We start from the raw sequence: 21,978 nt of genomic DNA, 5'->3' as shown, positions 1-21,978 counted from the left end.
ACCGACTTGGCCTCGCCCGGCTCGGCCGGTGATCGAGCCACCTGGGAACGGGCAAGACGCGGGGCTGCCCGGCCCCTGGCTGCACAGACTCTGTCGACAAGTGAATGGCCGGCAGGCGCCGTGCCATCCGACCTGATACCGCGGAGCCGCAAACGGCTTGGCTGGGCGCTGATGGCTGCTGCAACGCTAGGCCTTCTGGCGGTGATTGCGCTGCAGATCCTTTACAAGAGCGATGTCGACACTATCGACTTCGAGACGTGGCGGCCGGTGGTCTACGCCTATGTGCTGTGGGGTGTCGCGCTCGGCATCGGCCAGGTGCTGACGCGCGGCGAGGATGGCCAGCGCGCGTTGTTCCTGCTGCCGGCGCTGCTGTTCACCATTGCCATGGTGATCTTCCCGACATTGTTCGGCTTCTACATCGCGCTGACCGACTGGAACCTCAGTTCCTTCAGCGGCCGGCAGTTCAACGGGCTCGACAATTTCTGGCAGATGCTGAACGACGCCTATTATCGCAACGCCCTGTTCAACATGGTGCTCTACGTGCTGGCCGTGTTCGTCGAATATGTCATCGCCTTTGGCCTGGCGCTGCTGCTCAACGCGCAGATCCGGGCGCGAAAATTCTTCCGCGTCGTCTTTCTCATGCCCCTGATGCTGTCGCCGGTGGCTGTGTCGTGGATGATCGGCAAGTCGCTGATGGAATACCGCTTCGGGCCGGCCGCAACGCTGGCGCGGCATCTCGGCTGGGAAAACCCGGCCTTCTTCTCCAATCCGATCACCGCCCGCATCTCGATCATGGTGCTCGATGCCTGGACGTTCATCCCGTTCATGATGATCATGCTGCTTGCCGGCCTGCAGGCGATGTCGCGCGAGGTGCTCGAGGCAGCGCGTGTCGATGGCGCCACCGCCTGGCAGACCTTCTGGCAGGTCACCTTCCCGCTGATGCTGCCGGTCTCGGTGACGGCGGTCATCCTGCGCATCATCTTCAAGCTGAAGCTCGCCGATATCATCATCACCGTTACCTCCGGCGGCCCGGGCGGCGCGACTGATTCGGTGTCGAGCTTCATCTACCGCGAATATCGCGACCGTTCGAATGTCGGCTACGGCACGATGCTGGCGATGGCCTATTTGATCATCATCATCGTGTTTGTGACCTGGCTACTGAAATTCGCCAGCCGCTTCGTGCGCAACGTCAACTGATCGGGCCGGCAAGATGAGCGTTCAAACCACCGACTTTGCCGCCTCCGAAATCCGCTCGCCGGCGGCGTTCTTCGCCAACCGCGTCTTCATCTACGGTGCCCTCATCTTCTGGGCCTTCATCTGCCTGTTCCCAATCTATTGGACGATAACCACCTCGTTCAAGACCGCGGTCGACGTCACCCAGGGCCATCTGATCCCGTTCGTCGATTTCAAACCCGACTGGAAGGGCTGGCGTTCGCTTGGCCTGTCGCCGGACTCGATCTTTCGGACGTCGACGGTGCGCGACGAATTCATCAAGCGCTTCATGAATTCGGTCATCACTTCGGTCGGCGCGTCGACCCTCGCCATCGTCATCGGCAGCCTCGCCGCCTATGGGCTGACCCGCTATCGTTACAAGTTCGCCTGGTTCAGGAACGAGGACATTTCCTTCTTCTTCCTGTCGCAGTTGATCCTGCCGCCGGTGGTATTGGCCCTGCCCTTCCTCGTGCTCTACCGGGAAGTCGGCCTGCTCGACACGCGCGTCGGGCTGATCCTGCTCTACACGCTGATGGTACTGCCGATCGTCATCTGGATCATGCGCGACCAGTTCAATTCGATCCCTGTCGAGCTGGAGGAGGCAGCACTCGTCGATGGCCTGTCGATCTGGGGTGCCTTCTTGCGCATCGTCATGCCGATCGCGCTGCCGGGCATGGTCGCGGCCTTCATCCTGGCGATGGTGCTGTGCTGGAACGAGTATTTCTTCGCCGCGCTTTTGACCTCGACCGATGCCAAGACCATTCCTGTCATGGTGGCGAGCCAGACCGGCTCACAAGGCATCAACTGGTGGTCGATGGCAGCGCTTGCCACCGCGGCCATCACACCGCTCGCCGTCATCGGCATTGCGCTCGAGCGTTACCTGATCATGGGCATGACGGCGGGCGCGGTGAAATAGGCGATGGCCAACAAATACTGGTTCGCACGCAACAGGCGCGGCAGCGGCTACGCCAAAGGCGTGATGCCGATCAGTTGGGAAGGCCGGGCCGTAGTCGCCGGTTTTGTGATGGCGATGATTGCCGGCGGCTTGATCATGCTGCTTCTCGGCCTCTACGCGAACCTGATGGCACTCGGCATCGTGATTTACGTCCTGCTGGCTATCTGCGGCGCCGGCACGTTCATCTGGGCTGCGGCGACCAAGGTCGATCCCGAAAAGACCATGGCCGACTATCAGGCGGAAAGGCTAAGAGCCCGGTCGTCCGGGATCTAGACAGCACCTAACCCAAAAGTGTTGCCCGCAAATGATCGAGGATCATGGCAACCCCTTTTTGCCCCAGTTCCGCCGAGGCTTCGGGCGCACTTGCCGTGTACCAGCCGGTGTTGTCGGCGAAGCGGCCGGCATCCACCGCTTCCGGGCACAGCGCCAGCATCAGTGACGTCTCGCCGGTGCCGGCATGGTCGAACGGGTACTGGCTGTGCATTGAAGCCGGCATCAGCGGATGCACCTGTACCCAGTTGAAGAAATTGCTGCCCTCGGCGTGCTCGGCATAATAGTCAGCCATCGCCGCAGAGCCCCACCAGCCTTCGCCGCGTTCTTTCTCCAGGAAGCGGAAGATCGCTTGTCGGCCGGCGGCCTTGAAGGCGAGATCGGTTGGCATGCCGGCAGCAAAATTCTCGGTTTGGTGGTGAATGATGGCGTGGATGTTGCGGAAGCCAATGCGCAGCAAGCTGTAGAACAATTCTTCCGCAAATGGCGCCAGCACATTGCCGCCGACCTGCACCGAGCCGCTGCCTTCCGGCGCCGCAACGGCATAGCTTGCCGCGCCGTAATAGAAGGGCGGCAGAATGACGATTTCGGCCTCCGTTTCGAACAGTTCCAGGCTCTTGACCACGGCCAGCGTGTCCATGCCGACGGCCATGTGCTCGCCGTGATATTCGAGCACACCGAGCGGCAACACGACCGGCCGGTTCTCGGCGATCGCCTTGCGGATCTGGTGCGGCAGCATCAGTTCGTAGCGCATGACACCTACTCCATATTGGTGTGGCGGGCGCGCATCGCTTCCGGCGAGACGCCGGTCAGATCCCTGAGCTTCAGCACCATCACTTCGAAGAGGACGAACAGCGCGCCTTCGAACACCGAGCCCATCGGCAGGACGGATGTCTTTTCCGGACCCTGGTCGTCGGCCATGGTCTGAGCCGGGATAAGCAGCGTGAAGTCGGCCAGCTTCGCGGCAGTGCTGTCGGCTTGCGCGGTGAGCAGCAGGACGACGGCACCGGCCTCGCGCGCGACCCGCATCAAGGTCAGCACCGTCGATGTCTCGCCCGGGCCGGAGCTGGCGAGGAAGACATCGCCCGCGCCCAGCGGCGGCGTGGTCATGTCGCCGACGACCGACACCGGCAGACCGAGATGGTAGAGCCGCATGGCAAAACCCTGGACCTGCAGCGCCTCGCGGCCGCAGCCATAGGTGACGATCTTTTTCGCGCCGGCCAAGATGGCGCAAGCCGCGTCAATGCGGCTTTCGTTGATACGCTCCAGCACGGTGCCAAGCTCGCTCAGCGCAATCCCAAACAGGTTTTCGCCGTCGTCCGTCATGACATTTGCACCAGCTTGCAGGTACCGGAGAACCACATGAACATCTCAGTCACATTTGCCCCGAACAGCTTGTTTTCATTCATGCTATCACCGCGAAAATTGGTGTCCAACGGCACGCAGTGCTTTTGATGCGCTACAGCCGTGATAGTGTCACGGCAAATCGTAAATGAGGAAACGACAGCATATGAAGACACGGCATTTCGACCGCATCGGCAATGGCGGCATCAACTTCACCGAGCTCGGCTTCGGCACCGCGCCGCTCGGCAATCTCTATCGCGCCGTGTCCGATGAGGATGCCAATGCCACGCTGGAGGCGGCATGGCGGGTCGGCTGCCGCTACTACGACACAGCACCGCTCTATGGGCTCGGCCTCGCAGAAACGCGGCTTAATCCGTTCCTGCGTTCGAAGAGGCGCGACGACTACGTGCTGTCGAGCAAGGTCGGGCGCATCATGCGCGCCTGCCCGCCGGAACAGCGCACCGGCATCGGCAAGTTCTTCGACACGCCGTCGCGCCGCGAGGTCTACGACTACAGCTATGACGGCGTCATGCGCTCGTTCGAAGCCTCGCTGGAACGGCTCGGCGTCGACCGCATCGACATCCTCTTCGTGCACGATGTCGACATCTTCACTCATGGCAGCAAGGAAGCCTCGGACCAGCGCATCCAGGAATTCATGAGCTCGGGCTACTATGGATTGCTGGCACTGCGCGACCAGGGCGTAATCAAGGCGTTCGGCGGCGGCATCAATGAGTGGCCGGTTGCCCAGACGCTGGCCGAGCGCGGCGATTTCGACCTGTTTCTGCTTGCCGGGCGCTATACGCTGCTGGAGCAGGAGGCGCTGCAGTCTTTCCTGCCTCTATGCCAGCAACGCGGCATCGGCATCGTTCTCGGCGGGCCGTACAATTCCGGCATTCTGGCAACCGGGCCGAAGCCCGGCGCCTACTACAATTATTCGGAAGCGCCGCAGGATATCATGGACCGCGTCACCCGCATCGAGGCCGTCTGCAAGCGCCACGGCGTGCGCCTGATCGAGGCGGCGCTGCAGTTTCCGCTGCTGCATCCTTCGGTCGTGTCGGTAGTCCCGGGCGGCCAGCGGCCGGGCGAAGTCGAAAGCAATCGCTCGCTGCTCGACACAAAACTGCCATCGGCGCTGTGGGCCGATCTCAAGAAAGAAGGCTTGATGCGCACGGATGCGCCGACGGCATAGCGCCGCCTTTCCAACGACCTGCGGGCACAGAAAAGAAAAACCGGATATGCCGGCTTTTCTTTTCTCTGAAAGACTTAAGGAGGCGCTTAGTTGACCGCGTCCTTGAGGCCCTTGCCGGCCGAGAACTTCGGCACGGTGCGCGCCGGGATCTTCACTTCCGCACCGGTCTGCGGATTGCGGCCGGTCGACGCGGCGCGTTTTGACACGGTGAAATTTCCGAAGCCGACAAGCCGGACATCGCCGCCCTTTTTCAGTTCGCCGGTGATGACGGAAAACACCGCATCAACCGCCGACTGCGCGTCACCCTTCGAAATACTCGCGGCATCGGCGACAGCGGACACCAGTTCGTTCTTGTTCATAAAAATTCCCTTCCATGAGAAAACCGGAGCACTCGACTCATCCGGCAGGAAACGGACTTTAGAAAGAAGCGCTCCGCCAACCAAGTCGAAAAGCGCCAAGAAAGTCGAAAAAAGCCCGGAAATCCGGGGTTCTTCACATGAAAAAGCCGGGCTCAAGGCCCGGCTCTCTCTTGTGCATTGCAACTTTAGCAAGAACTAATGCGCCAGCGATTTACCTGCCTCGTCTCCGACATCGACCACGGCGGGCGCATTGACGGGTTCGACCCACTGGATCGGTTCCGGCATGCGCACCAGCGCATGGCGCAACACTTCGCCAACGCGTGAGACCGGAATGATCTCCATGCCGCTCTTCACGTTCTCCGGAATCTCCGCCAGATCCTTGGCGTTCTCTTCCGGGATCAGCACCTTCTTGATGCCGCCGCGCAGTGCGGCAAGCAGCTTTTCCTTAAGGCCGCCGATCGGCAGCACCCTGCCGCGCAGCGTGATCTCGCCGGTCATCGCCACATCGGCCTTGACCGGGATACCGGTCAACACCGAGACGATCGCCGTCGCCATCGCCACGCCAGCCGACGGTCCGTCCTTAGGCGTTGCGCCTTCTGGCACGTGCACGTGGATATCGCGCTTGTCGAACAGCGGCGGCTCGACGCCGAAATCGATGGCCCGCGAGCGGACGTAAGACGCCGCCGCCGAGATCGATTCCTTCATCACGTCGCGCAGATTGCCGGTCACCGTCATGCGGCCCTTGCCGGGCATCATGACGCCTTCCACCGTCAACAGCTCGCCGCCGACTTCCGTCCAGGCGAGCCCGGTGACCACGCCGACCTGATCGTCGCTCTCGACCTGGCCGAAGCGGAAGCGCGGAACACCAAGGTAATCGGCAAGATTGTCCGCCGTGATGTTGATCGTCTTCTTCTTCGTCTTCAGGATCTCGGTCACCGCCTTGCGCCCGAGCTTCATCAGCTCGCGCTCCAGGCTCCTGACGCCCGCTTCACGGGTGTAGGTCTGGATGATGCCGCGGATCGCGTCCTCGCCGACGGAGAACTCCTTCGGCTGCAACGCGTGGTCGCGGATCACCTTGGGCATCAGGTGACGCTTGGCGATTTCGATCTTCTCGTCCTCGGTGTAACCGGCGATACGGATGATCTCCATGCGGTCCATCAAGGGCGCAGGGATGTTCAGCGTGTTCGCCGTCGTCACGAACATCACGCTCGACAGGTCGTATTCGACCTCGAGGTAATGGTCCATGAACGTCGAGTTCTGCTCGGGATCGAGCACCTCGAGCAAAGCCGATGACGGATCGCCGCGGAAATCCTGGCCCATCTTGTCGATCTCGTCGAGCAGGAAGAGCGGGTTGGATTTCTTCGCCTTCTTCATCGACTGGATGACCTTGCCGGGCATCGAGCCGATATAGGTGCGGCGGTGACCACGGATCTCGGCCTCGTCGCGCACGCCGCCCAGCGCCATGCGGATGAACTCACGACCGGTCGCCTTGGCGATCGACTTGCCGAGCGAGGTCTTGCCGACGCCGGGAGGTCCGACGAGGCACAGGATCGGCCCCTTCAGCTTCTTCTGGCGGCTCTGCACGGCGAGGTATTCGACGATGCGGTCCTTGACCTTGTCGAGGCCGAAATGATCCGTATCGAGCACGTTCTGGGCAAAGGCCAGATCCTGCTTGACCTTGGAGTTCCTGCCCCACGGGATCGACAGCAGCCAGTCGAGATAGTTGCGCACGACGGTCGATTCAGCCGACATCGGCGACATCGTCCGCAGCTTCTTCAGTTCGGCTTCTGCCTTTTCGCGGGCCTCCTTGGAGAGCTTGGTCTTCTTGATGCGCGCCTCGATCTCGGCGGCCTCGTCGCGGCCGTCCTCGCCTTCGCCGAGCTCCTTCTGGATCGCCTTCATCTGCTCGTTGAGGTAGTATTCGCGCTGCGTCTTCTCCATCTGGCGCTTGACGCGCGAGCGGATGCGCTTCTCGACCTGGAGCACCGAGATTTCGGCTTCCATGAAGCCCATCGCCTTCTCCAGCCGTTCCTTGACGGAAAGCGTGGCGAGCATCTCCTGCTTCTCGGGGATCTTGATGGCAAGATGCGAAGCGACCGTGTCGGCGAGCTTGGAATAGTCGTCGATCTGGCTGGCGGCACCCACCACTTCGGGCGAGATCTTCTTGTTCAGCTTGACGTAGTTCTCGAAGTCGGTGACGACGGAACGGGCCAGCGCCTCGACCTCGACCTCTTCCTCCTCCGGTTCGACCAGCGCCGCAGCACGGGCTTCATGGAAGTCGGGACGGTCGGTGAACGCAACGATTTTCGCGCGCGAGGCGCCTTCGACCAGCACCTTCACGGTGCCGTCTGGCAGTTTCAGCAATTGCAGCACATTGGCGAGCGTGCCGATGTCAAAGATGGCATCGGGCTCCGGATCGTCGTCGGCGGCATTCATCTGGGTCGCAAGCAGGATCTGCTTTTCCTGACCCATCACTTCTTCCAGCGCCTTGATCGACTTTTCACGCCCGACGAAGAGCGGAACGATCATGTGCGGGAACACCACGATGTCGCGCAGTGGGAGGACTGCGAAGACGCCGTCGCTGGGAGCCTTGGATAATTTGGCCATTGTCCAACCTTTCATGTCGCGGCCGCCAATCGGCCAACCGCGAATCTCATATTAACGACCGGGGATCGTTCCGCCTACCACCGTTTGTGACGGGAGTTTTACAGCACAGAATTCGGCACCACGGCCTTCTGCCTTTAGTTGGAGGCACGGCGGGTAAAGATCAAGGGTCAACACGGTCCGTCCCTCCAATCCGCAGCCATTACGCGGCGCCGTACGCGGTGTGCGACAGCAAAACGGCGCCCCGCGGCGCCGTTTCAGAAAAATCCATTGCCGGCTCACGTCAGGCGCTGACGTTGCCCTTCTTTTCCTTCTGCTCGGAATAGATGTAGAGCGGCCTGGCGTTGCCTGACACCACCTCTTCCGAAATAACCACTTCGCGCACGCCTTCGAGCGCCGGCAGCTCGAACATGGTGTCGAGCAGAATCGCTTCCATGATCGAACGCAGGCCGCGCGCGCCGGTCTTGCGCTCGATGGCGCGCTTGGCGATCGCCGACAGCGCGTTCTCGTGGAAGGTCAGGTCAACATTCTCCATCTCGAACAGCCGCTGATACTGCTTGACCAGCGCGTTCTTCGGTTCGGTCAGGATCTGGATCAGTGCCGGCTCGTCGAGATCCTCCAGCGTCGCCAAGACAGGCAGACGGCCTACGAACTCGGGAATGAGGCCGAACTTCAACAGATCCTCAGGCTCGACCAGGCGGAAAACATCGCCGGTGCGGCGATCCTCGGGCGAAGCGACGATGGCGCCGAAACCGATCGAGGTCTTCCTGCCGCGATCCGAGATGATCTTGTCCAGGCCGGCAAAAGCGCCGCCGCAGATGAACAGGATGTTGGCGGTGTCGACCTGCAGGAATTCCTGCTGCGGATGCTTCCTGCCGCCCTGCGGCGGCACGGAGGCAACGGTGCCTTCCATGATCTTCAAAAGTGCCTGCTGCACGCCCTCGCCCGAGACGTCGCGGGTGATCGACGGGTTGTCCGACTTGCGCGAGATCTTGTCGATCTCGTCGATATAGACAATGCCGCGCTGGGCGCGCTCGACATTGTAGTCGGCCGACTGCAACAGCTTCAGGATGATGTTCTCGACGTCCTCGCCGACATAGCCGGCCTCGGTCAGCGTCGTCGCGTCGGCCATGGTGAAGGGAACGTCGATGATGCGGGCCAGCGTCTGCGCCAGCAACGTCTTGCCGCAACCGGTCGGGCCGATCAGCAGGATGTTCGACTTCGCCAGCTCGACGTCGTTGTTCTTGCCGGCATGGGCGAGGCGCTTGTAGTGGTTGTGGACGGCCACCGACAGCACGCGCTTGGCGTAGGGCTGGCCGATGACGTAGTCGTCGAGAACCTTGAGGATTTCCTGCGGGGTCGGCACGCCCTCGCGCGACTTCACCATCGAGGTCTTGTTCTCCTCGCGGATGATGTCCATGCACAGCTCGACGCATTCGTCGCAGATGAACACCGTCGGCCCGGCGATCAGCTTGCGCACTTCGTGCTGGCTTTTGCCGCAAAACGAGCAATAAAGCGTGTTCTTGGAATCACCGCTGTTGTTGCCGACCTTGCTCATTTTCATGTCCTTTCATGGCCGCCCGCCGATGGTCTGGTTGAAAGGGCGCATATTCAATCTATCGCGGGAATCCGCCGCCGCCAGTGCCCCGGCTCCCGCAACGCATTCCGTACGAAACACAAATCGGAAAACGGGGCAATGATTCGAACAACCCCACGCAAAGCTAAGCCGTCGAAAATCAACATAGCCTTAACGTAGGCAATTGCACCCGTCGAGGGAACAGCCAATTGTGGCCGAAATGCCGCAAGCTGCGCCAAAAGCGTGTGATCCCGCCACTCACTGCCACCGCGGGGCCACCGCGTGCCTATAAGGCAATACCTTCGACCGGCTCACGTGACGAAATGACCTTGTCGATAAGGCCGAAATCCCTGGCCTCGTCGGCAGTCATGAAATGGTCACGGTCGAGCGTTTTTTCAATCTCATCGTAGCTCTTGCCGGTGTGCTTGACGTAAACCTCGTTGAGGCGGCGCTTCAGCTTGATGATGTCCTGGGCATGGCGCTCGATGTCGGAGGCCTGGCCCTGGAAGCCGCCGGACGGCTGGTGGACCATGATGCGGGCGTTCGGCGTGGCAAAGCGCATGTCCTTGTGGCCCGCCGTCAAGAGCAGCGATCCCATCGATGCGGCCTGGCCGATGCAGAGCGTCGACACGGCGGGCTTGATGAACTGCATGGTGTCGTAGATCGCCATGCCGGAGGTGACGACGCCGCCGGGCGAGTTGATATAAAGGTTGATTTCCTTCTTCGGATTCTCCGCCTCGAGGAACAGCAGCTGCGCGCAGACCAGCGTCGCCATGCCGTCCTCGACCGGGCCGGTGATGAAAATGATGCGCTCCTTGAGGAGCCGCGAGAAAATGTCGTAGGCCCGCTCGCCGCGATTGGTCTGTTCGACCACCATCGGAACGAGGTTCATGTAGGTTTCGACGGGGTTCTTCATGGACTATCCCTTTTTGAGGATGGGATTCCGGCGCCGGAGATTTGCAATCGGGCAGAATCGGTTCTGGATCGTTATTATGTAAATAGGATGCCGGCTCACCCTAGCGCAAGGCCGCCTCTCCTAGCCATCCGGTTAAGTCGAATCAAGGTTTCCAAACCAAGTTTCGCCCGTCGCCGTGCCGGCAGCCCTCTCCTGCCGCCGGAAGGGACGCTCATGCTTGGCCGTTTTTTAGCAGTTTCTTAACCGCATCGCTTAACGAAAAGCGGTGAAACCGCTTTTTCCAGCCGCGGCTTGCCCTACAATCCAACGTTGAACCCGCTTCACGCAGTTCAAACAGGGGGGGTGCGATGATCAGGAAAACCGCTTCCTTGGCTCTTACCGGCATCGCCGTACTCGGCATGGCATCCGAAACGGCGGCCGGCGGACGCGCGGTTGAATGCTACGAGCAGGTCAACCAGCCGGCCGTCTACGACACGGTCTATGAGAACGTGCTCGTCAGCCCAGCCGGCCAGCAGGTGGAATACGAGGCGCCAATCTACGGGACGCGCGAGCGCGTGGTGCAGATCGCGCCGGCGCGCGTCAGCTACGAGATCGTGCCCGCCATCACCCGCACCATCTACCGCTCCGTGAGGGTCGATGACGGCGGCTATTCCTGGGAATGGCGCATCATTCATGGCCGCAAGGTGCTGTGCAAGGTCAGGCACAAGGCGCGCTATGAACGCGTGGCCGAGATCGTCGTGGTTGAGCCGGAACGCCGGCGGCGCGTTGTCCTCCCCGCCGAATATGAGAGCGTCGCCGAAGAGGTGCTGGTGCGGCCGGAGCAACGGCGCATCGTCGACATTCCAGCGTCGTATCAGACGGTGGCTCGCCGCGTGGTGGTCAGGGAGGGCTCATCCAGCTGGCGGCGCGTGCATATTCCGAGGCATTGCCGATACTAGGCGCTCAGGCCGTCTCCGCCCTGAGCCATTTCTTCAGGCCGTCGACATCGCCATTGCCGACGCAGGCCGCAACCCTTCTGCCAACTGCCGCGCCGAACTTGTAGCCGTGGCCGGAGCAGGCCGAGACGACCAGGCATCTGCCTTTCTGGTGGGCCAGAAATTTCTCGTCGGCGGTAAAGGTGTAGGCGCAGGTGACCACTTCGGTGACCTTGTACTCCTCGATACGGGCAATCGGCGGCGAAAACAGATTGCGGATCGCCTCACCCTCGCCTGGTACCGGTTGACGGTTCCAGTCGGCATCGCTGGTCGGTACTCGGTGCAGGCCTGAGCCGAACTTCATGCCGGCGCCGCCGGAGGGCGGGATCACGTAGCCGTCGACGGAGCCACCGACGTCGAGCACAACCGGTGCTGCCTGCCAGGCTGCCTTCAGGTCCACTGGCGGTTCGACATAGGCGAGCGCGGTGCGCCAGGTTTTCAGCTCGCCATCCAGCTCCGGGAACAGTTTTAGCACCCAGGCGCCGGCGGCGACGACGATCCGGTCGGCCTGCATCGTCTCGCCGCTCGCAAGCACGACATGTCCGGCGTCGGCGTCGATCTCGACCACCTTGCTGTTTTCGAAGACATTGGCGCCGTTCGCGCGCAGCCATCTGGCGAGGCCCGAGGCGATCTTGCGGCAGTGCAAGGCGCCACCGTCCGGTGAAAAATACGCATAGCGAAATGAACCTGGTTCCAGGAACGGCCAGCGTTCGACCGCGGCATCCGGCTCGAACAATTCGAACGGGTAGTTCCCGGCTTCCATGCCTTCGCGGTATTCCTCGGCCTCATCTCCCGGCTCGCGCGAAATACAGATGAAACCGCGTGGATCGAGATGGCTTTCACCGAGATCGGACCACATCTCGTCCCAAGCTTGATAGGCTTCGGTGATCAGCCGGCCGTAGCCCGTCCTGGCCCGATAGGCGCGGCGAATGATGCGATGGTGGTCGCCGGAGGCGGCGAGCGGATTGGGGATCGGTCCCTGCTCGACGATCGAGACGAGGTGACCGGCCTTGACCAGCGACCACGCCGTGGAAAGCCCGGCAATGCCTGCACCGACCACGATCACATTCATGAAAACCGTCCTTCCACAACCGCTTTGGTGGCTCACCTCACGGGAGGGCCAACATACGGTCTGGCACCAGACTGGCAAGCCTTGGAGCGCCGCGCGTCCTTCGACGCGCAAAGGACGCTCCAACACTTTGAATCTGCGCATGATCCTTTCCGAAAACCGATTCCGGTTTTCGGGGTCATGCGCTAATGGTCTGGCATGACCGAATTGAAGCCGCCCTACCTTGCCTTTGATCCAGCCACCCGCCGACTGCGGCTCGATCCGCACGAGCCGGCTTTTTTTCAGGACCCTTACGAAGCCTACGCTTACCTGCACGGTGCATCGAGCGCCATCTTCTGGGAAGAATTTGGTTTCTGGTGCTTTGGCGGCTTCGACGACGTCAACCGTCTGCTGCGCGATCGCCGCTTCGGCCGGCAGAACCCGGCCGGCATTCCGGACAGCCGGGGCATCGGCCAGGATCGCACGCATCTCAGCGCCTTCGACGGCATCGAGGCCAATTCGATGCTGGAGCTGGAACCGCCCGTCCACACACGGCTCAGAACGCTGGTCAACCGCGCCTTCGTCTCGCGCCAGGTCGAGCGGCTCAGGCCGCGCGTCGAGGCGCTGGCCAACGAACTGATCGACCGTTTCGAACCAGGGGAAGTCGACCTGCTGCCGGCGTTCGCAGCTCCCTTGCCGATCACCATCATTGCCGAGATGCTCGGCGTACCGGTCGACATGGGGCCGCAGTTGCTCGACTGGTCGCATCGGATGGTCGCCATGTACATGCATGGCCGCACCCGCGAGACGGAGGACACGGCCAATCGCGCCGCGCGCGACTTTTCGGATTTTTTGCGCGGCTATGTGGCCGAGCGGCGAAAGAGGCCGGGCGAGGATCTTCTGTCGCTGCTGATTGCGGCACAGGAGGACGGCCAAAAACTGTCGGAGGACGAACTGGTGTCCTCGGCCATCCTGCTACTCAACGCCGGTCACGAGGCGACCGTTCACCAGACAGGCAATGCGGTGCGCTCGATCCTTGCGCAAGGCGGCGACCCGCACCGCTTCTTCGCCTCACCGGAAGCAACAGCCGCGACGGTCGAAGAGTGCCTGCGCTTCGACGCGCCGCTGCACATGTTCACGCGTTATGCCTATCAGGAGGTCGAGGCTGGGCCTGGGATCATCGTGGGCCCTGGCGGGACGATCGGTCTGCTGCTCGGCATGGCCAATCGCGATCCCGTCGCCTTTACCGAGCCCCTCGCCTTCAGGCCGGACCGCGCCGACCAGAAAAACCTGTCGTTCGGCGCCGGCATTCATTTCTGCATCGGCGCGCCGCTCGCCCGGCTCGAATTGCAGGTGTCGCTGAAAACCTTGTTCGAACGCCTGCCGCAGCTGCATCTTGCCGAACAGCCGCGCTTCCAAGACAGCTATCATTTCCATGGGCTGGAAACGCTCGCCGTGGGCTTTTGAGCATTCGGTCCGGCAGGCTCAGCCGCAAGGGTGATCAAAGCTTGATCACATACTCCTTGCGAGTCGTTTCAAGGACTTCCCAGCTGCCCTTAAAGCCCGGCCTCAGCACGAAACTATCGCCGGCCCCGACAGTGCGCGCATCGCCGCCGTCTTCGGCGATCACCGAGACCCCTGACAGGATGTGGCAGAACTCCCATTCATCATATTCGATGCGCCATTTGCCTGGCGTCGCTTCCCAAATGCCGGCATAGAGGCCGCCGTCCTGTTCCTCGACATTCCAGGTGCGGAATTTCGGATCGCCCGAAATCAGGCGATCCGGCGCCGGTGCGCCAAGTTCCGGTGCGACGGTTTCGACGCCGACGGAAAGAAATCTCGGCGTGGTCATGGCGATCAGACCTTGGCGAGAGCCTGTTCCAGATCGGCGACGATGTCGTTGACGTCCTCGATGCCGACCGAAAGCCTGACCGTGTCCGGCCCTGCTCCCGCGTTGATCTTCTGCTCGTCGGAAAGCTGGCGATGCGTGGTCGACGCTGGGTGGATGACCAGCGACTTGGTGTCGCCGACATTGGCCAGGTGCGAGAACAGTTCGAGCGCTTCGACGAATTTGATGCCCGCCGCGTAGCCGCCCTTCAACCCGAAGGTGAACACCGCGCCGGCGCCGAGCGGCGAGTACTTCTTCTGCAACGCATTGTTCTTGTCGTCGGGCAGGCCGGGATAGGACACCCAGGCAACCTTGGGGTGGTTGGAGAGCCACCCGGCGACCGCCACCGCATTGTCGCAGTGGCGCTGCATCCTGAGCGGCAAGGTTTCCAGGCCGGTCAGGATCAGGAAAGCGTTGAACGGCGAAATCGCCGCGCCGATGTCGCGCAGGCCGAGCACGCGGGCAGCGATGGCAAAGGCGAAATTGCCGAAGGTTTCGTGGAGGACGAGGCCGCCATATTCGGGGCGCGGCTCCGACAGCATCGGATACTTGCCCGACTTCGACCAATCGAAGGTGCCGCCATCGACGATGGCGCCGCCGATGGAATTGCCGTGACCGCCGATGAACTTGGTCAGCGAATGCACGACGATGTCGGCGCCATGTTCGATCGGCCGCAGCAGATAGGGCGAGGCCAGTGTGTTGTCGACGATCAACGGCAGGCCGTGCTTGCGGGCAATGTCGCCGATCTTCTCGATGTCGACGAAGACGCCGCCCGGATTGGCCAGGCTTTCGATGAAGATCGCCTTGGTCCTGTCGTCGATCTGGCTCTCGAAGGTCGAGATGTCGTTGGTGTCGGCCCAGCGCACCTGCCAACCGAAATTCTTGAAGGCATGGCCGAACTGGTTGATCGAGCCGCCGTAAAGCTTTGTCGCCGAAACGAAATTGTCGCCGGGCTGCATCAGATTGTGGAAGACCAGCACCTGCGCGGCATGGCCGGAGGCGACCGCAAGGCCTGCCGTGCCGCCTTCGAGTGCCGCGATGCGCTCTTCCAGCACTGCCTGGGTCGGGTTCATGATGCGGGTGTAGATGTTGCCGAACGCCTTCAGCCCGAACAGCGAGGCGGCATGGTCGGCATCGTCGAAGACGAAGGAGGTCGTCTGGTAGATCGGCGTCGCTCGCGCCCCAGTCGCCGGATCCGGCTTGGCGCCGGCATGGACGGCGAGCGTGTTGAACCCGGGCGTGCGCTGAACCATGTCGATATTCCTCTCCTGCCCACTGATACGGCCGGCATTGTTGGCCGATCATTGGCGCGAATGCAAAGGAGAAAAATTCCAGCCGACTTGTTCCTTCGGTGCAACCGGCTCGGGCATCGCGGGCTGAGGAGAATGGATTTGCGCCTCGCAAAAGATTGGGCCGGCGTGGCTCCCCGCCACAAGCCTGCTTCGCCGGCTCGCCACCCCGCGAAGCCGCCGCCTTCTTCCATAAGCCATCCGTAAGTCCGGCTCTGTCAGCCTGCGCGTCGGCAGCAATTTACTGCCTCCGACCATGGCAACAACCATGGGACTCCCAAGCATCCGCTGATGGACAAAGGCGATTATTCAAGGAGTATCTCAATGACGCTGCTGATCAGTCTGCAAAGCATCAAGTGCCTCAACGAGACCAACGAGCTTTCGGCTTCCGACGAAGTCTACGTCCTGGTGAGCGTGGCGAACATGCGCCCCACCGCGCCGGGACTGCCCGCCGTGCCGGACCTCCAGGTCTTCAGCTTCGGCATCTTCGAGGACATGGACGACGATGACGAGCATCCCGTCACCGTGAACAGGCAACCGTTCTGGGGCACGAACGGAACCCCTCAGCCCATCCAGAATCCGGCCGACGTGGCAATTGTCGTCTCGCTGATGGAGCAGGACAACGGCTCGCCAAATCAATACCGGAACCTGGTGAGCATCAGGGGGGCGGCCTCGCTTACGGCGTCGCTCGGTGACCCCGACCCGCGCAATCGCGCGGCGCGGCTAACCAGCGACATCGGCAGCGTGTTGAACGGCATCGACCTGCCGATCCCCTTCGCGCTCGACGACGACCATCTCGGCACGCAGGAGCTCAGGCTGGAGGGGGCAGACCTGATAGATTTCGGCGTCAGGGACCGGCGCATGATCATCGAAGGCGACGGCGGAACCTACGAGCTGATCTTCCGGATCACCTTCGTCGGGACGTTGCGCGACGTGCCCGGCGTCAAGGGCATCGCATCGCTGGCCCGCATTCCGGGAAGCATGGAAATCTGGTGGGCCAGCCCCAGCGGGTCGATCGAGGTCGGCTTCTGGTACGACGGTGGCCGTTGGAACCGCTATCGCCTGGCACCGGACGGAAGTGCCGCGCCTGGCACCGCCATCGCCGCCGTCTCACGTATCCCGCAAAGCATGGAGGAATGGTGGATCGGCCCAGCTGGATCGGTCGAAGCCAACTTCTGGTACGAGGGGGGCCAGCCGACCCGCTATCAGCTGGCGCCGAACGGCAGCGCCGCTCCCGATGGCGGCATCGTAGCGGTATCGCGCATCCCGAACAGCATGGAGGTCTGGTGGATCGGTCCCAACGGCTCGATCGAGGCGGCCTTCTGGTACGAAGGGGGCCAGTGGACACGTTATCAGCTGGCACCGGACGGCAGCGCGGCGCGCGGCGGCAGTATCGCAGCCGTCTCGCGCATCCCGAACAGCATGGAGGTCTGGTGGATCGGGCCCAACGGCTCGATCGAAGTCGCCTTCTGGTATGAGGGCGGCCAATGGACGCGGTATCAGCTTTCACCGGACGGCAGCGCCGCCGTCGGCGGCACCATCGCCACGCTGTCGCGCATCCCGAACAGCCTCGAGCTCTGGTGGATCGGGCCGCACGGATCGGTCGAAGCCAACTTCTGGTATGAAGGCGGCCAGCCCACCCGCTATCAGCTCGCGCCGAACGGCAGCGCCGCGATCAATGGCGGCATTGCAGCAGTTTCCCGCATCGCTGGCAGTATGGAAGTGTGGTGGACGGGGCCGAATGGGTCGATGGAGGCCGCGTTCTGGTACGAGGGCGGACAGTGGACCCGTTATCAGCTCGCGCCGGACGGCAGCGCCGCGACCAATGGCGGTATTGCCGCGGTCTCCCGTATCCCGAGTAGCATGGAGCTGTGGTGGGTCGACGGCGGCGGACGGATCTCGGCCGCCTTCTGGTACGAAGGCGGACAGTGGACCCGGTACTAGCGATCGGCGGGCGGCACGATGAGGTTCCCGCTCTCCCAGATGGGGATGCGGGAACCTACTTCTGGCGAACGCCGAAACTCTGGAAACCCGGCCGCATCAGCGGCTTCTTCGACGACAGCACGCCGGAATTGACGCCGGTCCAGCCGATCTCGCCCGACAGCTTGCCATATTCGATCTTGGGGCAACGGTTCATCACCACCTTGATGCCGGCGGCTTCGGCGCGTGTGGCCGCCTCGTCATGGCGTATGCCAAGCTGCATCCAGATGACCTTCGGCAGCGGATCGAGCCGCAGCACCTCGTCGACAATGCCCGGCACGGCAGCGGACGCGCGAAACACGTCGACCATGTCGACAGGTCCCGGAACGTCGGCGAGCCTGGCAAAGGTCATCTGGCCTAGGATCTCCTTGCCGGCCTGGCCGGGATTGATCGGGAACACCGAAAAGCCCTTGCCGAGCAGATATTTCAGCACGAAATAGCTCGGCCGCACGTCATTAGCCGACGCGCCGACCATGGCGATGGTCTTCACCGAATTGAGGATGCCGGCGATATAGGCGTTGTCGTAAGCGTCGTGGTTCATGCCTCGTCCTCATACAGCGCTTCGGCGAGAAAACCATCTGGATCGTTGCAAAAATTGCGCATCATGCGGAAATGATGGGTGTCGTGAAAATCGGTCGGGTCGAGCCCGGACCGGCTGATGCGGAACAGCCGCGCGCCGGGACAGGCCATCAGCAGCGGCGAATGTGTCGCCATGATCACTTGCGCCGTGCCGGACTGGTCCATCCGCCGCAGCATCTTGAGAAGTTCGATCTGGCGCGTCGGCGACAAGGCGCTTTCGGGCTCGTCGAGGATGTAAATGCCTTGCCGGCGGCAGCGCTCCTCGAAGAATCTGATGAAACCCTCGCCATGCGACCAGGACAGGAAGTCGGGCGGCGCCTCATGGGCGTCGATGGCAGCCTGATCTAGATAGCGGGCAACCGAATAGAAGGATTCGGCGCGAAAGAACCAGCCGGCGGTGACCTTCGGCAGCCAGTGGCCGCGCAACGTCGCCGCCAGCGCTGCGCCGCTCTTGTCGACGGCGCGGGAGTGATCGACCGGCATGTAGCCCTTGCCGCCGCCGGCTTCATCGTAGCCTGCCAGCGCGCCGATCGCTTCGAGCAGCGTCGATTTACCGGTGCCGTTCTCGCCGACGATGATGGTGATCGGCGTGGTGAATTCGAGCTCGAATTCATGGCGGTGAAAGATCGGCAGGTTCCAGGGATATTTTTCCCAATCGACGACCCGGCTGGGCTCGATCAGGATACGCTTCAGATAGGGCGCCTTCAGCCGCGTCAGTTGCTTGCGATGAGCCAGAGGGGAACCTCGTCAGGCCGGCAGCGAAATCGATCCGTCTTCCGCGATCGGAAAAGCCGGATTGTGCGCCACTTCCCAGACATGCCCGTCCGCATCGGCGAAATAGCCGTACCAGCCACCCCAGAAGGCCCGTTGCGCCGGCTTGACGATACGGCCGCCGGCCTTCTTGGCCAGCGCCAACACTGCATCGACCTCGGCGTCGGAGCGGGTGTTGTAGGCGAGGTAGACGGCCGACGGCGCGTTGCCGAAGGTCACGCCTGAATCCTCCTCGGCGCTTGGGCGCGGAAACAGGGCAAGGATGGCGCCACCCATCTGGAAGAAAGCAACGCCCTCGGTGATCCCGGCATGGCGGGTCAGGCCCATCGCCTCATAAAAGCGCGTGGCGCGGTCGAGATCGTCGGTGGCGATGGTGATGATGGAGATGCGCGGTTCCATATCCGCCTCCTATTCCTCCGGCCATTCCGGCTTGCGTTTGCCAATGAAGGCGCCAATGCCCTCTTCCGCATCGCGCGCCAGCATGTTCTCGACCATGACGCGCCCGGTGTAATCATAGGCCTCGGCCAGCCCCATTTCCGCCTGCTCATAAAAGGCTTCCTTGCCGATCTTGACGACCAGGGAGGATTTGGCAGCAATGGTTTGCGCGTATTTGGTAACAATCTGATTCAGATATTCGCGCGGCACGACGCGGTTGACCAAGCCGAATTCCTTGGCGGTTGCCGCTTCGATCGTTTCGCCGGTCAAAAGCATCTCCATGGCGTGCTTGCGCGAGACATTGCGCGACAGCGCCACCATCGGCGTCGAGCAGAACAGTCCAATATTGACGCCCGGCGTGCAGAAGGTCGCCTCGTGCGAAGCGATGGCGAGATCGCAGCTGGCGACCAGCTGCAATCCGGCCGCCGTCGCCAGGCCGTCGACTTCGGCGATCACCGGCTTGGGATGGCGAACGATCGCCTGCATCAGTGAAGCGCAGGCGGAAAACGTCTTTTCGAAGAAGGCCCTGCCGTGATCGGCATCGGCGCGGTGCGTGCTTAACTCCTTGAGGTCGTGCCCGGCGCAGAACACTTTGCCGGCCGCCCCAAGGACGATGACGCGGACGGACTTGTCGGCCTTAGCGCGGTCGAGTTCCGCCATCAGCGCCGCCATCACTGAAAGCGAAAGAGCATTGGCCGGCGGATTGGCGAGCGTCAGGCGCAGCACGCCCTTATCCAGCCGGGCGGCGACCGGCCCTTCGGCAACGGCAGGCTTGATGGCGACGATTTCGGCCATGGTCATTCCTCCGCGATTCCGGATCGGTGATGGACTAATCTAGTATGCGGGTCTCGCTTCGTCCAACACCCCGCTTCTGCCATAATGAATGGCTGTTGCCAGAAACGGCACGCTGCGCTCAAACAGGCAGGCACAACGAGAGACCGCCATGCCTGCTCAAAGCAATCTCAAGCCGGTGCTGACGGCTGCTGACGTCAACGCGCTTGTGGCGACCGTTTTCCCGCAACTCAACGACCAGTTCACCTTCTATGAGGCGTTGGAGGTGTTTCCAGGCGGCTGCATCGTGCGGCTCAACGCCGACGAGCGCCATCTGCGTCCCGGCGGCACCGTCTCGGGTTCGGCGCTGTTCACGCTGGCCGACATAGGCGGTTATGTCTGCGTGCTCTCGCATGCCGGACCGGATGCACTTTCGGTCACCACCAGTCTCAACATCAATTTTGTCCGCAAGGCCGAGGCCGGGCCGATCGACGGCCATTGCCGCATCCTCAAGCTCGGCAAGAGCCTGATGGTGTTCGATATCGACATCGTCGCCGGCCCGGAGGGACACACGGTAGCGCACGCAACGGGCACCTATTCGATCCCGCCAAAGCGGATTGGAGATGTGGTAAAATAATACCTTGTGCTCAAATCATTGTTTTTGCTTGATTTTACCCCAGAGATGGCTTTTCACGCGCCTTGACGTAGTCGCCGCTCTCTCCTATAAGCCCTCACGGAACAGCGGCCCGCAAAGGCCGCCGTTTTGTTATTGGCGGGGGGCAAGTGCCTTTCGCCAATCCAAGCAACAAGAAACGCCTTCTTTTGAAGGTCCGAACCGAAAGCAACAATCCATGGCAACCTTTTCGCAGAAGCCTGCGGATGTGGTGAAGAAGTGGGTGCTGATCGACGCCGAGGGTCTCGTCGTCGGCCGTCTCGCCACTGTCATCGCCAATCATCTTCGCGGCAAGCACAAGCCCACTTTCACCCCGCATGTTGACGACGGCGACAACGTCATCGTCATCAATGCCGACAAGGTGGTGTTCACCGGCAAGAAGTTCACCGACAAGGTCTATTACTGGCACACCGGTCACCCCGGTGGCGTCAAGGAACGCACCGCGCGCCAGCTGCTCGAGGGCCGCTTTCCCGAGCGTGTCGTTGAGAAGGCCGTCGAACGCATGATCCCGCGCGGCCCGCTCGGCCGTCGCCAGATGAAGAATCTCCGCGTCTATGCAGGCACGGAACATCCGCATGTCGCCCAGCAGCCCGTCGTCCTCGACGTGGCCAAGCTGAACGCCAAGAACAAGAAGGTTTCGTAAGATGGCTGAGCTTTCCTCGCTCGCAGAACTCGGAACTGCCACCGGCAACACCAACACCCAGCCGGCAGCACCCGTCCATGTCCAGAAGCTCGACAAATCGGGCCGCGCCTATGCCACCGGCAAGCGCAAGAACGCCATCGCGCGCGTCTGGGTGAAGCCCGGCTCCGGCAAGATCGTCGTCAACGACAAGGTGTTCGCCGAATATTTCGCGCGCCCGGTTCTGCAGATGATCCTCAACCAGCCGATCATCGCTGCCAACCGCGCCGGCCAGTACGACATCGTTGCCACCGTCATCGGCGGCGGCCTCTCCGGCCAGGCCGGTGCCGTGCGCCACGGCATCTCCAAGGCGCTGACCTATTACGAGCCGGCGCTGCGCGCCGTGCTCAAGAAGGGCGGCTTCCTGACCCGTGACAGCCGCGTGGTCGAGCGCAAGAAGTACGGCAAGGCGAAGGCCCGCCGGAGCTTCCAGTTCTCCAAGCGCTAAGCGCTGCGAAGCTACACA

Annotated in this window: 23 protein-coding genes; 10 read left to right on the top strand and 13 right to left on the bottom strand. The window is 62.1% G+C overall.

From position 1 onward, the window contains the following. The first annotated feature begins 75 nt into the window (after positions 1–75). The 3 genes from NKH29_RS12585 to NKH29_RS12575 are packed head-to-tail and all read left to right on the top strand — an operon-like array spanning position 76 to position 2,440. On the top strand, positions 76–1,197 hold the full coding sequence (locus tag NKH29_RS12585) for a carbohydrate ABC transporter permease (RefSeq protein WP_352999730.1): 1,122 nt from the start codon (positions 76–78) through the stop codon (positions 1,195–1,197). Between the two features lie 13 nt (positions 1,198–1,210). Continuing rightward, a complete protein-coding gene (locus tag NKH29_RS12580) occupies positions 1,211–2,128 on the top strand; it encodes a carbohydrate ABC transporter permease (protein ID WP_352456619.1) in 918 nt (305 codons plus the stop codon). 3 nt (positions 2,129–2,131) lie between these two features. Continuing rightward, positions 2,132–2,440 carry a hypothetical protein gene (locus tag NKH29_RS12575; protein ID WP_023717332.1) on the top strand — a complete coding sequence of 103 codons (309 nt, stop codon included), beginning with the start codon at positions 2,132–2,134 and terminating at the stop codon, positions 2,438–2,440. A 7-nt stretch (positions 2,441–2,447) separates the two neighbouring features. Here NKH29_RS12575 and NKH29_RS12570 read toward each other — a convergent pair whose 3' ends face one another. Both NKH29_RS12570 and NKH29_RS12565 read right to left on the bottom strand, forming a co-directional pair. Continuing rightward, entirely contained in the window at positions 2,448–3,191 is a 744-nt protein-coding gene (locus tag NKH29_RS12570) for a creatininase family protein (protein WP_023717331.1), read from the bottom strand. Positions 3,192–3,196: 5 nt separating this feature from the next. Then, positions 3,197–3,763, bottom strand: coding sequence for an SIS domain-containing protein (locus NKH29_RS12565; protein ID WP_023717330.1), 567 nt, complete (start codon positions 3,761–3,763; stop codon positions 3,197–3,199). A 184-nt stretch (positions 3,764–3,947) separates the two neighbouring features. On the opposite strand from NKH29_RS12565, the gene NKH29_RS12560 reads away from it, so the two are divergent. Continuing rightward, the gene (locus NKH29_RS12560) at positions 3,948–4,970 is read left to right on the top strand and encodes an aldo/keto reductase (protein WP_352481200.1); all 1,023 of its coding nucleotides are present in this window, start codon (positions 3,948–3,950) and stop codon (positions 4,968–4,970) included. Positions 4,971–5,056: 86 nt separating this feature from the next. Here the strand turns inward: NKH29_RS12560 and NKH29_RS12555 are convergent, their stop codons facing one another. From NKH29_RS12555 to NKH29_RS12540, 4 genes are all read right to left on the bottom strand, one after another. Then, positions 5,057–5,329: an HU family DNA-binding protein gene (locus NKH29_RS12555; RefSeq protein ID WP_006201846.1), complete on the bottom strand. Its 273-nt coding sequence runs from the start codon at positions 5,327–5,329 to the stop codon at positions 5,057–5,059. Between the two features lie 195 nt (positions 5,330–5,524). Further along, entirely contained in the window at positions 5,525–7,936 is a 2,412-nt protein-coding gene (gene lon, locus NKH29_RS12550) for an endopeptidase La (RefSeq protein ID WP_023674656.1), read from the bottom strand. 280 nt (positions 7,937–8,216) lie between these two features. After that, on the bottom strand, positions 8,217–9,491 hold the full coding sequence (gene clpX, locus NKH29_RS12545) for an ATP-dependent Clp protease ATP-binding subunit ClpX (RefSeq protein WP_006332719.1): 1,275 nt from the start codon (positions 9,489–9,491) through the stop codon (positions 8,217–8,219). Between the two features lie 304 nt (positions 9,492–9,795). Further along, complete coding sequence (locus NKH29_RS12540; protein ID WP_023674655.1) at positions 9,796–10,425, bottom strand: ATP-dependent Clp protease proteolytic subunit; 630 nt, start codon at positions 10,423–10,425, stop codon at positions 9,796–9,798. 347 nt (positions 10,426–10,772) lie between these two features. Here NKH29_RS12540 and NKH29_RS12535 point away from each other — a divergent pair, with 347 nt between their 5' ends. Then, positions 10,773–11,363, top strand: a complete 591-nt coding sequence (locus NKH29_RS12535; protein ID WP_352856099.1) for a hypothetical protein — start codon at positions 10,773–10,775, stop codon at positions 11,361–11,363. A 4-nt stretch (positions 11,364–11,367) separates the two neighbouring features. On the opposite strand, the gene NKH29_RS12530 is transcribed toward NKH29_RS12535, so the two are convergent. Next, a complete protein-coding gene (locus tag NKH29_RS12530) occupies positions 11,368–12,471 on the bottom strand; it encodes an NAD(P)/FAD-dependent oxidoreductase (RefSeq protein ID WP_352999685.1) in 1,104 nt (367 codons plus the stop codon). 195 nt (positions 12,472–12,666) lie between these two features. Between NKH29_RS12530 and NKH29_RS12525 the strand changes: the two genes are divergently transcribed. Then, entirely contained in the window at positions 12,667–13,914 is a 1,248-nt protein-coding gene (locus NKH29_RS12525; protein WP_352999684.1) for a cytochrome P450, read from the top strand. Positions 13,915–13,948: 34 nt separating this feature from the next. On the opposite strand, the gene NKH29_RS12520 is transcribed toward NKH29_RS12525, so the two are convergent. Beyond that, positions 13,949–14,299, bottom strand: a complete 351-nt coding sequence (locus NKH29_RS12520; RefSeq protein WP_352481205.1) for a cupin domain-containing protein — start codon at positions 14,297–14,299, stop codon at positions 13,949–13,951. A 5-nt stretch (positions 14,300–14,304) separates the two neighbouring features. After that, complete coding sequence (locus tag NKH29_RS12515; protein ID WP_352481206.1) at positions 14,305–15,588, bottom strand: O-acetylhomoserine aminocarboxypropyltransferase; 1,284 nt, start codon at positions 15,586–15,588, stop codon at positions 14,305–14,307. A gap of 360 nt (positions 15,589–15,948) precedes the next feature. Between NKH29_RS12515 and NKH29_RS12510 the strand changes: the two genes are divergently transcribed. Beyond that, complete coding sequence (locus NKH29_RS12510) at positions 15,949–17,568, top strand: PLL family lectin (RefSeq protein WP_352999682.1); 1,620 nt, start codon at positions 15,949–15,951, stop codon at positions 17,566–17,568. A 55-nt stretch (positions 17,569–17,623) separates the two neighbouring features. On the opposite strand, the gene NKH29_RS12505 is transcribed toward NKH29_RS12510, so the two are convergent. Genes NKH29_RS12505 through NKH29_RS12490 form a run of 4 tightly spaced genes read right to left on the bottom strand, consistent with a single transcriptional unit; the run spans position 17,624 to position 20,184 of the window. Beyond that, on the bottom strand, positions 17,624–18,145 hold the full coding sequence (locus tag NKH29_RS12505; RefSeq protein WP_023717322.1) for a CoA-binding protein: 522 nt from the start codon (positions 18,143–18,145) through the stop codon (positions 17,624–17,626). Beyond that, positions 18,142–18,918, bottom strand: coding sequence for an AAA family ATPase (locus tag NKH29_RS12500; RefSeq protein ID WP_352587938.1), 777 nt, complete (start codon positions 18,916–18,918; stop codon positions 18,142–18,144). The genes NKH29_RS12505 and NKH29_RS12500 overlap by 4 nt, the downstream gene beginning before the upstream one ends. A 12-nt stretch (positions 18,919–18,930) precedes the next feature. Further along, positions 18,931–19,353 (bottom strand): VOC family protein, encoded by a 423-nt coding sequence (locus NKH29_RS12495; protein ID WP_023717320.1) that lies wholly within the window; start codon positions 19,351–19,353, stop codon positions 18,931–18,933. Between the two features lie 9 nt (positions 19,354–19,362). After that, positions 19,363–20,184: an enoyl-CoA hydratase gene (locus NKH29_RS12490; protein ID WP_352587766.1), complete on the bottom strand. Its 822-nt coding sequence runs from the start codon at positions 20,182–20,184 to the stop codon at positions 19,363–19,365. Positions 20,185–20,332: 148 nt separating this feature from the next. Between NKH29_RS12490 and NKH29_RS12485 the strand changes: the two genes are divergently transcribed. The 3 genes from NKH29_RS12485 to rpsI all read left to right on the top strand — a co-directional run bounded on the left by NKH29_RS12485 (position 20,333) and on the right by rpsI (position 21,960). Then, positions 20,333–20,797 (top strand): PaaI family thioesterase, encoded by a 465-nt coding sequence (locus NKH29_RS12485; RefSeq protein WP_352587769.1) that lies wholly within the window; start codon positions 20,333–20,335, stop codon positions 20,795–20,797. A 214-nt stretch (positions 20,798–21,011) separates the two neighbouring features. Next, positions 21,012–21,476, top strand: coding sequence for a 50S ribosomal protein L13 (gene rplM / locus NKH29_RS12480; protein ID WP_023674645.1), 465 nt, complete (start codon positions 21,012–21,014; stop codon positions 21,474–21,476). Position 21,477: 1 nt separating this feature from the next. Next, positions 21,478–21,960, top strand: a complete 483-nt coding sequence (rpsI, locus tag NKH29_RS12475; protein ID WP_023717316.1) for a 30S ribosomal protein S9 — start codon at positions 21,478–21,480, stop codon at positions 21,958–21,960. Positions 21,961–21,978 lie beyond the last annotated feature (18 nt).

This window comes from Mesorhizobium sp. M1295 (assembly GCF_040318135.1).
GTDB lineage: Bacteria > Pseudomonadota > Alphaproteobacteria > Rhizobiales > Rhizobiaceae > Mesorhizobium.
This window is presented reverse-complemented; position numbering and strand designations above follow the sequence as displayed.

Bases quoted from the DNA above. Each gene is read 5' to 3' on its own strand.
- NKH29_RS12580 (WP_352456619.1), top strand. From the start codon at position 1,211: ATGAGCGTTCAAACCACCGACTTTGCCGCCTCCGAAATCCGCTCGCCG.
- NKH29_RS12575 (WP_023717332.1), top strand. From the start codon at position 2,132: ATGGCCAACAAATACTGGTTCGCACGCAACAGGCGCGGCAGCGGCTAC.
- NKH29_RS12570 (WP_023717331.1), bottom strand. From the start codon at position 3,191: ATGCGCTACGAACTGATGCTGCCGCACCAGATCCGCAAGGCGATCGCC.
- NKH29_RS12565 (WP_023717330.1), bottom strand. From the start codon at position 3,763: ATGACGGACGACGGCGAAAACCTGTTTGGGATTGCGCTGAGCGAGCTT.
- NKH29_RS12560 (WP_352481200.1), top strand. From the start codon at position 3,948: ATGAAGACACGGCATTTCGACCGCATCGGCAATGGCGGCATCAACTTC.
- NKH29_RS12555 (WP_006201846.1), bottom strand. From the start codon at position 5,329: ATGAACAAGAACGAACTGGTGTCCGCTGTCGCCGATGCCGCGAGTATT.
- lon (WP_023674656.1), bottom strand. From the start codon at position 7,936: ATGGCCAAATTATCCAAGGCTCCCAGCGACGGCGTCTTCGCAGTCCTC.
- clpX (WP_006332719.1), bottom strand. From the start codon at position 9,491: ATGAGCAAGGTCGGCAACAACAGCGGTGATTCCAAGAACACGCTTTAT.
- NKH29_RS12540 (WP_023674655.1), bottom strand. From the start codon at position 10,425: ATGAAGAACCCCGTCGAAACCTACATGAACCTCGTTCCGATGGTGGTC.
- NKH29_RS12535 (WP_352856099.1), top strand. From the start codon at position 10,773: ATGATCAGGAAAACCGCTTCCTTGGCTCTTACCGGCATCGCCGTACTC.
- NKH29_RS12530 (WP_352999685.1), bottom strand. From the start codon at position 12,471: ATGAATGTGATCGTGGTCGGTGCAGGCATTGCCGGGCTTTCCACGGCG.
- NKH29_RS12525 (WP_352999684.1), top strand. From the start codon at position 12,667: ATGACCGAATTGAAGCCGCCCTACCTTGCCTTTGATCCAGCCACCCGC.
- NKH29_RS12520 (WP_352481205.1), bottom strand. From the start codon at position 14,299: ATGACCACGCCGAGATTTCTTTCCGTCGGCGTCGAAACCGTCGCACCG.
- NKH29_RS12515 (WP_352481206.1), bottom strand. From the start codon at position 15,588: ATGGTTCAGCGCACGCCCGGGTTCAACACGCTCGCCGTCCATGCCGGC.
- NKH29_RS12510 (WP_352999682.1), top strand. From the start codon at position 15,949: ATGACGCTGCTGATCAGTCTGCAAAGCATCAAGTGCCTCAACGAGACC.
- NKH29_RS12505 (WP_023717322.1), bottom strand. From the start codon at position 18,145: ATGAACCACGACGCTTACGACAACGCCTATATCGCCGGCATCCTCAAT.
- NKH29_RS12495 (WP_023717320.1), bottom strand. From the start codon at position 19,353: ATGGAACCGCGCATCTCCATCATCACCATCGCCACCGACGATCTCGAC.
- NKH29_RS12490 (WP_352587766.1), bottom strand. From the start codon at position 20,184: ATGGCCGAAATCGTCGCCATCAAGCCTGCCGTTGCCGAAGGGCCGGTC.
- NKH29_RS12485 (WP_352587769.1), top strand. From the start codon at position 20,333: ATGCCTGCTCAAAGCAATCTCAAGCCGGTGCTGACGGCTGCTGACGTC.
- rplM (WP_023674645.1), top strand. From the start codon at position 21,012: ATGGCAACCTTTTCGCAGAAGCCTGCGGATGTGGTGAAGAAGTGGGTG.
- rpsI (WP_023717316.1), top strand. From the start codon at position 21,478: ATGGCTGAGCTTTCCTCGCTCGCAGAACTCGGAACTGCCACCGGCAAC.